Origin of the sequence: Myxococcus sp. RHSTA-1-4 (genome assembly GCF_020037125.1) — a bacterium.
GTDB lineage: Bacteria > Myxococcota > Myxococcia > Myxococcales > Myxococcaceae > Myxococcus.
Window position 1 is genome coordinate 1 of the sequence record NZ_JAIQDG010000055.1, and the last position, 11874, is coordinate 11874.

Below are 11874 nucleotides of genomic sequence, written 5' to 3' on the forward strand. Positions count from 1 at the left end.
CCGCGAGCCTCTCGCGCACCCGCCCCACCGGCAGCACGTCTCCACCCGCCAGCACCTGCTTCACCCCCGCCAGCGCCTCGGGCTGCCTCGCCTGCATCTGCTCGAACAGCGCCGCCGTCAGCCACAGCGAGGTGATGCCCGCCTCTCCCAGCGCACGGCCCAACTCCTCCAGCGAAGGCGTGCCCGCCGGGTACACCACCAGCTTCGCTCCGTGCAGCAACGCGCCCCACAGCTCCAGTGTCGAAGCATCGAAGGAGATGGGCGCCAGTTGCAGCCACACCTCCTCCGGCCCGAAGTGCGCGTAGTCCGCCCCCAGCACCAGCCGCGCCACCGCTCGGTGCGGCACGCCCACGCCCTTCGGCTTGCCCGTGCTCCCCGACGTGAACATCACGTACGCCAGGTTGCCGCCGCCGACTCGCACCGCAGGCGTGCTCTCCGGCTGACGCGCAATGCTGGCCGCATCCGCGTCCACGCACACCACCAGCTCACTGCCCTCGGCCACTTCCTCCGCCAACTTTTCCTGCGCCACCAGCAAGGCCACTCCGGCCTCGCGCTTCATCCACCCCAGCCGCTCCAGCGGGTAGCTGGCGTCCAGCGGCACGTACACGCCTCCGGCCTTCAGGATGCCCAGCACGCTCACCACCAACTCCAGCGAGCGCTCCACGCACAGGCCCACCCGAACCTCGGGCCCCACGCCCATTCCCCTCAGGTGGTGCGCGAGCTGGTTGGCCCGCCGGTTGAGTTCCTCGTACGTCAGCCCCTGGCCCGCGTACTCCACAGCCACCGCGTTGGGCGTCCGCTGCGCCTGGGCTTCGAACAACTCATGCAGGCCCGCCTCGCGCGGGTACTCCACCGTCTTGCCGCTCCACTCCCGCACCAGCCGCCGCTGCTCCTCCTCTCCCATCAGCGGCAACTCCGCCAGTCGCGTCTCCGGCTTCGAGACGGCCGCCTCCAGCAGCACCCTCAGGTGCTTCAACAGCCGCTCCATCGTCTCGGCATCGAACAGGTCGCTGTTGTAGTTGACCGCGACGCCTAGCTCGTGCGGCAGCTCCGAGACGAGCAGCGACAAGTCGAACTTGGACGCCTTCTCCTCGGCGTCCATGCCCTTGAGCGTCAGCTCGCGCACCCGGACTTCCGTCGCGGGCGTGTTCTGCAAGGTCAGCGTCACCTGGAACAGCGGGCTGCGGCTCAGGTCCCGCTCCGGCTGCAACTCCTCCACCAGCTTCTCGAACGGCACGTCCTGATGGGCATACGCCCCCAGGGTCACCTCACGCACCCGCGCCACCAGCTCCCGGAAGGTGGGATTGCCATCGAGCTTCGTGCGCAGCACCAGCGTGTTGACGAAGAAGCCGATGAGCCGCTCGGTCTCTTCCCGCGTGCGGCCCGCGATGGGCGAGCCCACGGACACGTCGTCCTGGCCCGAGTACCGTGACAGCACCGTCTGGAACGCCGCCAGCAGCACCATGAAGGGCGTGGCGCTCTCCTTCTGCGCCAACACCTTGACCGCCCCCCACAGCTCCTCCGTCCACTGCGTGTTCAGCATCGCGCCGCGGAAGGTCTGCATCGCCGGGCGCGGCCTGTCCGTGGGCAATTCAAGGGCCCGCGGGGCTCCCTCGAGCTGCCGCTTCCAGTACGCGATCTGCGTCTCCAGCACCTCGCCCTTCAGCCAGTCGTGCTGCCACACCGCGTAGTCGCCGTACTGGAGCGGGAGCTCCGGTAGAGACGGCCGCTGGCCGTGCGCGAGCGCCTCGTAGAGCGCGGCCAGCTCACGGACCATGATGCCCATGGACCACTCGTCCGACACGATGTGGTGCATCACCAGCACCAGCACGTGCGTCCGCGCATCCAGGCGCAGGAGCGTGACCCTCAGAAGGGGTCCCCTGCGCAGGTCGAAAGGACGTTGAGCCTCCTCGTCAATCCATCGCCGGGTCTCCGCGTCGCGGGACGTCTCCGGGACGGTCTCCAGGTCCACCACCGCGAAGGCGAGCATCGGCTCCGGAGAGATGACCTGCACCGGCGCACTGCCCTCGTTGCGGAAGGTCGTGCGCAGCGACTCATGCCGGCGCACCAGCTCCTCGAAGCTCGCCTCCAGCGCACGGGCGTCCAGTGGCCCTTCCATCCGCACCACCGAGGGCACGTTGTAGAACGCGCTCCCCGGCTGGAGCTGGTCCAGGAACCAGAGCCGCTGCTGTGCGAACGACAGCGGCAGCTCACGCGTGCGAGGCAGCGCCTTCAGCCGAGGCACCGCCTCCCGTGCCCCCTGGCGCTGCTGGGCCAGGTCCACGCGCCGAGCCAGCTCCGCCACCGTGGGCGCCTCGAACAGCTCCCGCAGGGCCAGCTCCACGCGGAACGTGGAGCGCACCCTCGACACGAGCTGCGTGGCCAGCAGCGAGTGCCCGCCCAGCTCGAAGAACCCGTCGTTGACGCCCACCCGCTCCACGCCCAGCACCCGGCTGAAGAAGCCGGCCAGCAGCTCCTCCGTGGGGGTGCGCGGCGCGACGTATTCACGCTCGGAGGCGTCAGACTCCGGAGACGGCAGCGCCTTGCGGTTCAGCTTCCCGTTCGGAAGAAGCGGGAGCGACTCCAGCACGACGAACGCCGAGGGCACCATCGCCGGCGGCAGTCGTCCGGCGAGGAAGGTCCGCAGGTCGCCAGCCAGGGAAGCCGTCTCCGTCGCGGCATCGCGCCGCACCACGTAGGCCACCAGCCGCGTGCCCCCGGTCGAGTCCTCGCGTGCAATCACCGCCGCATCACGCACCGCGGGGTGTTCGCCCAGGGCCGCCTCAATCTCGCCCGGCTCGATCCTGACGCCGCGCACCTTCACCTGGGCGTCCACTCGGCCGAGGAAATCCAGCGTGCCCCCCGTGCGCCAGCGCACCCGGTCGCCCGTGCGGTACAGCCGTGCCCCCGGCTCTCCGCCGAACGCGTCCGGTACGAAGCGCTCGGCCGTCAGCTCCGGACGGCCCACGTAGCCGCGAGCCAGACCGTCACCGCCGATGAACAGCTCGCCCGGGACTCCCACCGGAACGGGCTGCCACCGGGTGTCCAGCACGTACGCCTGCGTGTTGGCGATGGGGCGGCCGATGGGCGCGGTGGGGCCCTCGCCCGGGTCTCCACCGAGCCAGGCCGTCGCGTCGACGGTGGTCTCCGTCGGGCCATACGCATTGATGAGCTGCGTGGCAGGCAGCCGCTCCCGCACGCGGCGGACCTGCTCCACGGCCAGGGCCTCGCCTCCGGACAGCAGCACGCGCAAGCCCGCCGCGCGCACCACGTGCTCGTCCTCCAGGAGGAGCCGCAACTGCGACGGCACGAGCTGGAGCACCGTCACCCGCTGGCGCTCCAGCGTGGCCAGCAAGGCCTCCGTGTCGCTGTCCGCCTCCGCTGGCGCGAGCACCATCCGGGCCCCGGCCACCAGCGTGGCCAGCAGCTCCGGCACGGAGGCGTCGAAGCCCGGCGAGGCCTTCTGCAGCACCCGGTCTCCCTCGCCCAGCGCCAGGGCGGAGATGAACCAGGCCGTGTGCCGCGCCAGGGCGCGATGGGAGACCAGCACGCCCTTGGGACGGCCCGTGGAACCGGAGGTGAAGAGGACGTAGGCGGCGTTGCCGGGCGCCGGCCCCGAGGCCCGGCCCTGGTTGGACTCCTCTCCCGAAGGCATCTCGTCGTCGAGGAGCACCACCGTGGCGACGAGCGCGGGCAGCGCGTCCTTCAGCGCCCGCTGCGTGAGGAGCACCGCCGGCCGCGCATCCTCCAGCATGAACGCCAGGCGCTCCCGCGGAGCGTCCGGCTCCAGCGGCACCCACGCACCGCCGGCCTCGAGGATGGCCAGAAGGCCCACCACGAGCTCGGGCGAGCGGCGGGCGCACAGACCCACGCGCACCTCGGGCCCCACGCCGAGCCGCCGGAGCCTCGTGGCCAGGGCTTCAACCCGCTGCATCAGCTCGGCGTAGGTGAGCTGCCCACCGTCCCAGCAGAGCGCCACGGCCCCAGGCGAACGCGCCGCGCGGGCCGCGAGCTGCGCGGGCACTGGCGTCTCGCGCGGATAGTCGGCCGCGGTGTCGTTCCACTCCACCAGGAGCTGGTGCCGCTCATCCGGTGACATCAGCGGCAGGTCGTACAGTCGCCGCTCCGGCGCGGTTACCGCCGCCTCCAGCAGACGGAGCTGGTGCGACAGCATGCGCTGGATCGTGGCCGCGTCGAACAGATCGGAGTTGTACTCGAACACTCCGGCGAAGCCGTCCGGCAGCTCCTCCAGAGCCAGGGTGAGGAAGAACTTCGCCGCGCCGAGCTCCGTCTCGATGGGGCTCAGGGTGAGGCCCGGCAACGCCCGCTCGGGCATGGGCGTGTTCTGCAAGGAGAACATCACCTGGAACAGCGGCGAGTGGCCGAGGCTGCGCGCCGGCTGCAAGGTCTCCACCAGCCGCTCGAAGGGCACATCCTGGTGCGCGTAGGCGCCCAGGGCCGTGTCCTTGACCTCCGCGAGCAGGTCCCGGAAGGACTTGTCCCCAGAAGGATGGGCCCGCAGCGCCAGGGTGTTGACGAAGAAGCCGATGAGGCCTTCCGTCTCCGCGCGGTTGCGGCCCGCCACCGGCGTGCCGACGACCAGGTCGTCCTGGCCCGAGTAGCGGGACAGCAGCGTCTGGAAGGCCGCCAGCAGCACCATGAAGGGCGTGGCGCCTTCCCGCTGCGCCAGGGCCTTCACCGCGTTGGAGAGGGCGCGGGGCAGCCGCACCGGGAGGTTGGCCCCCCGGAACGTCTGCACCGCGGGCAGGGGCCTGTCCGTGGGCAGCGCGAGGACCTGGGGCGCGCCTTCGAGCTGCCGGCGCCACCAGTCGAGCTGCCGCTGGAGCGCACCACTCTCCAGCCACGCACGCTGCCATGCGGCGAAGTCGGCGTACTGCACCTGCAACTCGGGCAGGGGGGAGGGCTGTCCTTCACGGAAGGCCGAGTAGAGCGCGGCGAACTCGCTGACGATGACGCCCAGCGACCACCCGTCGGAGACGATGTGGTGCATGTTCGCCAGCAGGACGTGCTCCGTCTCGGCTCGCTTCAACAAGCGGGTCCGCAGCAGCGGGCCGCTGGAGAGGTCGAACGAACGGAGCGACTCCTCGCGAATCAGCCTGTGGACCTCCGACTCGCTCTGCCCCGAGGGCAACGTGGAGAGGTCGACAATCGCGAAGGCGAGCTCGGGCTGCTCGGAGACGACCTGAACTGGCGCGCCATTCTCGGTGCGGAACGTGGTGCGCAGCGACTCGTGCCTGCGGACCATCTCGCGGAGGCTGCGCTCCAGGGCGTCCACGTCCAGCGAGCCCGACAGCCGGATGGCCATCGGGATGTTGTAGAAGGGGCTGCCCGGCTCCAATTGGTCCAGGAACCACAGGCGCTGCTGTGCGAAGGACAGCGGCAGTGCGCCCGTGCGCGGCACCCGTGCCAAGGCGGGCGCTTGGGGCTCCGGTGCTTCGCCCTGTGTCTCTCCGCCCAGGCGGAGGGCCAGCTTCTCCACCGTGGGGGCCTCGAAGACGTCCCGCAGCGGCAGCTCCACCTGGAACGCCTCGCGCACCCGGGAGACGAGCTGCGTGGCCAGCAGCGAGTGCCCGCCCAGCTCGAAGAAGTCCCCGTGCAGGCCTACGTCCTTGACGTTCAGCACCTCCGCGAAGATGGCCGCCAGCTTCTTCTCGGCCCCCGTGCGCGGCGCTTCGAAACTCACCGGATTGGAGGCCTGGAAGTCCGGGGCGGGCAGGGCCTTGCGGTCCACCTTGCCGTTGGGCGTCAGTGGCAACGCGTCCAGCACCACGTACGCCGACGGCACCATGTACTCCGGCAGCCGCTGCTTCACGTGTGTACGCAGGGTGGCCGCATCCAGTGCCGCCCCCTCCGTCGCTGTCACGTAGGCCACCAGCCGCTTGCCCTCCGCGCCGTCCTCTCGCGCGATGACCACGGCCTCGTTGACGCCGCCGTGCTGTGTCAGCGCCGTCTCCACCTCGCCCAGCTCGATGCGGTAGCCCCGCACCTTCACCTGACCGTCCCGCCGGCCGAGGAACTCCAGCTTCCCGTCACCCTTCCATCGCACCACGTCTCCGGTGCGATACAGGCGCTCACCCTGGCCGAACGGGTTGGGTACGAAGCGCTCCGCCGTCAGCTCCGGCCGGCCCACGTACCCCACCGCCAGCCCCTCGCCTCCTACGTACAGCTCGCCCGGCACTCCCACCGGCACCGGCTTCATGCTCGCATCCAGCACGTACGCGGACGTATTCGCTATCGGCCGGCCAATCGGCACCGACGCGCCCACCTCCTCCGGCACCTCCATCCGGTAGCACGCGGAGAACGTCGTGTTCTCCGTCGGGCCGTACCCGTTGATGAGCACTCCTCCGCCCGCGAGCCTCTCGCGCACCCGCCCCACCGGCAGCACGTCTCCACCCGCCAGCACCTGCTTCACACGCGCCAGCGCCTCGGGCTGCCTCGCCTGCATCTGCTCGAACAGCGCCGCCGTCAGCCACAGCGAGGTGATCTCCGAGTCCTCCAGTGCCTGCCCCAGCTCCTCCAGCGACGGCGTGCCCGCCGGGTACACCACCAGCTTCGCGCCGTGCAGCAGCGCGCCCCACAGCTCCAACGTGGACGCGTCGAAGGAAATAGGGGCCAGTTGCAGCCACACCTCCTCCGGCCCGAAGTGCGCGTAGTCCGCCCCCAGCACCAGCCGCGCTACCGCACGGTGCGGCACGCCCACGCCCTTTGGCTTGCCCGTGCTCCCCGACGTGAACATCACGTAGGCCAGGTTGCCGCCGCCGACCCGCGTTGGAGGGTTGTTCTCCGGCTGGCGCACGATGGCTTCCCACTGCGAGTCCACGCAGAAGACCGGCTCACCGCCCTCGGCCACCTCGTCCGCCAGCTTCTCCTGGGCCACGAGCAAGGCCACTCCGGCCTCTCGCTTCATCCAGGACAGACGCTCCAGCGGGTAGCTCGCGTCCAGCGGCACGTAGGCGCCGCCCGCCTTCAGGATGCCGAGCACGCTGGCCACCATGTCCAGCGAGCGCTCCATGCAGAGGCCCACGCGCACCTCGGGCCCCACGCCCATGCCCCTCAGATGGTGCGCGATCTGGTTGGCCCAGCGATTCAGCTCCACATACGTCAGCCACTGGCCTTCGTACGCCACCGCCACCGCGTCAGGCGTCTTCGCCACCTGCGCTTCGAACAGCTCCGGCAGCGACTTCTCTCGGGGGTACTCCACCCGTCTGCCGCTCCACTCGCCCACCAGCCGGCGCTGCTCCTCGGAGTCCAGCAGCGGCAGCTCCCACAGCCGCTGCTCCGGACGTGCGACGGCCGACTCCAGCAGCACGCGCAGGTGCCCCAGCATCCGCTCCATCGTTCCGGCGTCGAACAGGTCGCTGTTGTAGTTGACCAGCGCGACGACTCCGTCCCGCACCTCCTCCACCAACAGGGACAGGTCGAACTTCGACGTCTTCTCCTCCGCCTCCATCCCCTTGAGCGTGAGGTCGCGCAGCCGGACCTCGGATACGGGCGTGTTCTGCAACGTGAGCGTCACCTGGAACAGCGGGCCGCGGCTCAGGTCCCGCTCCGGCTGCAGCTCCTCCACCAGCTTCTCGAACGACACGTCCTGGTGCGCATAGGCGCCCAGCGTCACCTCGCGGACCTGCGCCAGCAGCTCGCGGAAGCTCTGCCGGGGCTCCAGCCGCGTCCTCAACACCAGCGTGTTGACGAAGAAGCCGATGAGGCCCTCCGTCTCCGAGTGCGAGCGTCCCGCGATGGGCGCTCCCACGCTCACGTCCTCCTGGCCCGAGTAGCGCGACAGCACCGTCTGGAACGCCGCCAGCAGCACCATGAACGGCGTGGCCCCCTCGCGGCGGCCGAGGGACTCCACGTCACGCCAGAGCGCCTTCGGCCACGTCACCAGCCGGTTCGCGCCGCGGAACGTCTGCGTCGCCGGACGCGGCCGGTCCGTGGGCAGCTCCAGCGCCCGGGGAGCCCCGGCGAGCTGCTTGCGCCAGTACGCGAGCTGCGCCTCCAGCACCTCGCCCTTCAGCCACTCTCGCTGCCACACCGCGTAGTCCGCGTACTGCACGGGCAGCTCCGGCAGGGGCGACGGCTGGCCCTGGGAGAAGGCCTCGTAGATCGCGGCCACCTCGCGCACGAGGATGCCCATGGACCAGTAGTCCGACACGATGTGGTGCATCACCAGCACCAGCACGTGCTCCTGCTCCGACAGCTTCAGCAGCGTCGTCCTCAGCAGCGGGCCATGCTCCACGTCGAACGGGCGCCGCACCTCTTCCTCGGCGCGAGCCTTCGCCGCGGCCTCACGCTCCTCGCTCGGGAGCGAGCCCAGGTCCACGAGCTCCAGCGGCACGCGGCCCTCGGGGACGATGCCCTGCACGGGCGAGCCACCCACGGCGCGGAACACCGTGCGCAGCGACTCGTGCCGGCGCACCAGCTCCCCGAAGCTCCGCTCCAGCGAGCCCACGTCCAGGGTACCCGTCAGCCGCACAGGGGCCCACAGGTTGTAGGACGTATTCCCCGGGTCGAGCTGTGCGAGGAACCACAGCCGCTGCTGCGCGAACGACAGCGGCGCATCCCCCTGCCGAGCCTTCCGCGTCAGCGGCGGCGCCGGGACTCCAGCGACGGCCACGGATCGGGCCACCCGCTCCGCCAATGCGGCCACGGTGGGCGACTCGAAGACATCGCGCAGTGGCAGGTCCACCCGGAACGCCTCACGCACCCGCGCGACGAGCTGCATCGCGAGCAGCGAGTGTCCGCCCACCTCGAAGAAGTTGTCGTGCAGGCCCACCGACTCCAGGCGCAGCACCTCCGCCCAGAAGCCCGCCAGCATCTGCTCCACCGGCGTACGAGGGGCCACGTAGGCCTCCCGCCGCGGCACACTCACCGCCTCCGGCGCGGGCAGCGCCTTGCGGTCCACCTTGCCGTTGGGCAGGAGCGGCAGCCGCTCCAGCACCACCACCGCCTGCGGTACCAGGAACCGTGGCAGCCGCTGTTCCAGCGCCGCGCGGACCTCGCTTCCGTCCAGCGTCTTCCCTTCCCTGGGCACCGCGTACGCCACCAGCCGCTTGTCCCCCGGTGCGTCCTCCCGCACCGTCACCAGCGCCTCACGCACGCCCGGCTGCGCCAGCAGCGCTGCCTCCACCTCACCCGGCTCGATGCGGTGGCCGCGAATCTTGACCTGGGTGTCGCCGCGGCCGAGGTACTCCAGCGTGCCGTCACGCCTCCAGCGCGCCTTGTCGCCCGTGCGGTACAGCCGCGCACCGTTCCCGAACGGGTCGGGCACGAATCGCTCCGCCGTCAGCTCCGGCCGGGAGAGGTACCCGCGCGCCAGGCCTTCGCCGCCCACGTACAGCTCGCCCAGCACGCCTGGCGGCACCGGCTGCAGCTCGCCGTCCAGCACATACACGCGCACGTTCGTCAGCGGCCGGCCGATGGCCACCTCGCGCCCGGCCTCCTCCGGACCGGAGGCCAACGCGGCCAGGTCCACGGAGGTGGCCACTGCCGTCACCTCGGTGAGACCGTAGGTGTTGAACAGGGGCACGGCACTGCCCACGCGGCGGCGCCACTGCGCCACGCGCTCGGGCACCGCACGCTCGCCGCCGATGACCACCCACTTCAAACCCGCCGGGAGCCGCGCCTTGCCCTCGTCCAGGCTCGCGGTGACTTCGTGCCAGAAGGCCGTGGGCAGGTTGAGCTGGGTGACACCCGCCGCCTCGACTCGCGACAGGAAGGCATCCGGCACGTCCAGCATCTCCGGCGTGCGCAGCACCAGCGTCCCGCCGCGCGTGAGGCACGGGTAGATCTCCTCCGCGCTGGTGTCCCAGCTGATGGAGGCGAACTGGAGCACGCGGTCTCCCGGCTCCACCGGGAAGGCCCGCCACGCCGCGCGGGTGAAGTTCACCAGCGAGCGGTGCTGCACCACCACGCCCTTGGGGCGTCCCGTCGAGCCCGAGGTGTAGAGCACATAGGCCGCCGCCGAGGGCGGCACCTGCATCGCGGGCTTCGACACCTCACCGGTGGCCGGGAGCGAGTCCACGTCCAGCCACACCCGCCCGGGTGCGTCACCCAGCTTCTCGCGGAACGCGCCACGCGCCACCACCACGCGTGCTCCGCTGTCCTCCAGCATGAAGCCCAACCGCTCCGCCGGATACTCCGGGTCCAGCGGCACATAGGCACCACCGGCCTTCAGGACGCCGAGCAGCGCCGCCATCAGCTCCACCGAGCGCTCCACGCACACGGCCACGCGGGTCTCCATCCCCACGCCGAGCCCCCGCAGCCGGTGCGCCAGCAGGTTCGCCCTGGCGTCCAGCTCGCGGTACGTCAACGACTGGCCGCCAGCGGCCACCGCCGGGGCGTCCGGAGTCCGCTCCACCTGCGCCTCGAACAGCGCGTGGATGCTCGCGTCGAGGGGAAGCGCCTCGTGCGCCCCGTTCCACTCCACCAGCAGCCGGCTCCGCTCCGGCGCCCTCATCAGCGGCAGCGCTTCCACCGCCCCGTCCGGCGACTCCACCGCCGCGTCGAGCAGCACCTCCAGGTGCCCGAGGAGCCCCTCGATGGTGGCCGCGTCGTACAGGTCCGCGTTGTAGGTGGCCGCCAGCGCGATGCCTTCCGGCCCTCGCGCCATCATCAGCGTCAGGTCCAGCTCCGTGCTCGTCACGTCGGCGTCGAGCATCCTCACGCGCAAGCCGGGGACCTCGCGGACCTGGGGCAGCGCGTCGAGCTGTCCGAACAGCACCTGGAACATGGGCGCCCGCGTCAGGTCCCGCTCCACCGCCAGGGCCTTCAGCAGCGGCTCGAAGGGGACGTGCGGGTGCGCGAACGCCTCCACCGTGCCCGCCTTCGCGCGCCGCAGCAGCTCGCGGAAGCTCGGCCGTCCCGACAGGTTCGCGCGCAGCACGAGGGGTTCGAAGAAGAGGCCGATCAGCCCTTCCGTCTCCTTCCGGTCCCGGTTCGCGTACGGCGCGCCGATGAGCAGGTCCTTCTGTCCGCTGTACCGCGACAGCAGCGCCTGGAGGCCCGCAAGCACGCCCATGAAGAGCGTCGCGCCCTCCCCTCGTGCCAGCGACTCCAGCCGTTCCGCCAGCAGCGCGGGGAGCCGGGCCTTGCGCTGCTCCGCCCGTCCCGTCGCCGAGCGTCTCGGGCGGTCCGTGGGCAGTTCCAGCTCGTGCGGCGCGCCCTCCAGGCGCTTGCGCCAGAAGTCCAGGTGCGCGTCGAGCGCCTCCCCGCGCAGCTTCCCGCGCTGCCATGCCGCGTAGTCCGCGTACTGGATGGGCAGCTCCGGCAGCGGTGACGGCCGGCCTTCGGCGAAGGCGCCGTAGATCGCCACCACCTCATGGGTCAGCACGCCCATGGACCAGCCGTCGGAGATGATGTGGTGCATCACCACCAGCAGCACGTGCCGTTCCGGTGCCACGCGCAGCAGCACCACGCGCGCCAGCGGCCCCTTCGCCAGGTCGAACGGCGTCTCCATCTCCCGCTGGATGCGCCGCCGCACCGCGGCCTCGCGCGCATCCTCGGAGGCTTCCTCCACCGCTTCGACGGCGAAGGGAAGCCGGACCTGCGCTTCGACGAACTGCACCGGCGTGCCGGAGACCTCACCGAAGCGCGTGCGGAGCGACTCATGGCGGCGGGCCACTTCCTGGAAGCTCCGCTCCAGGGCGGCCACGTCCAGGCGGCCAGACAGCTCCACCACCATCGGCAGGTTGTAGGCCGGGAGCCCTGGCGAGAGCTGCTCCAGGAACCACATCCGCTGCTGGGAGAACGTCAGCGGCAGGGCCGGCCGGGGCTTCTTCTCCAGTCGCTTCGCCAGGAGCGCGAGCTTCTCCTCGCGCGTGAGCGTGGGCTTCTTGTCCGTCTCGTTACCCATGA

Annotated in this window: 1 protein-coding gene; it reads right to left on the reverse strand. The window is 71.1% G+C overall.

Going from position 1 to position 11874, the window contains the following annotated elements:
- The coding region (locus K8638_RS41525; RefSeq protein WP_223760319.1) for a non-ribosomal peptide synthetase at positions 1-11872 on the reverse strand (11872 nt) is incomplete at its 3' end.
- Positions 11873-11874 lie beyond the last annotated feature (2 nt).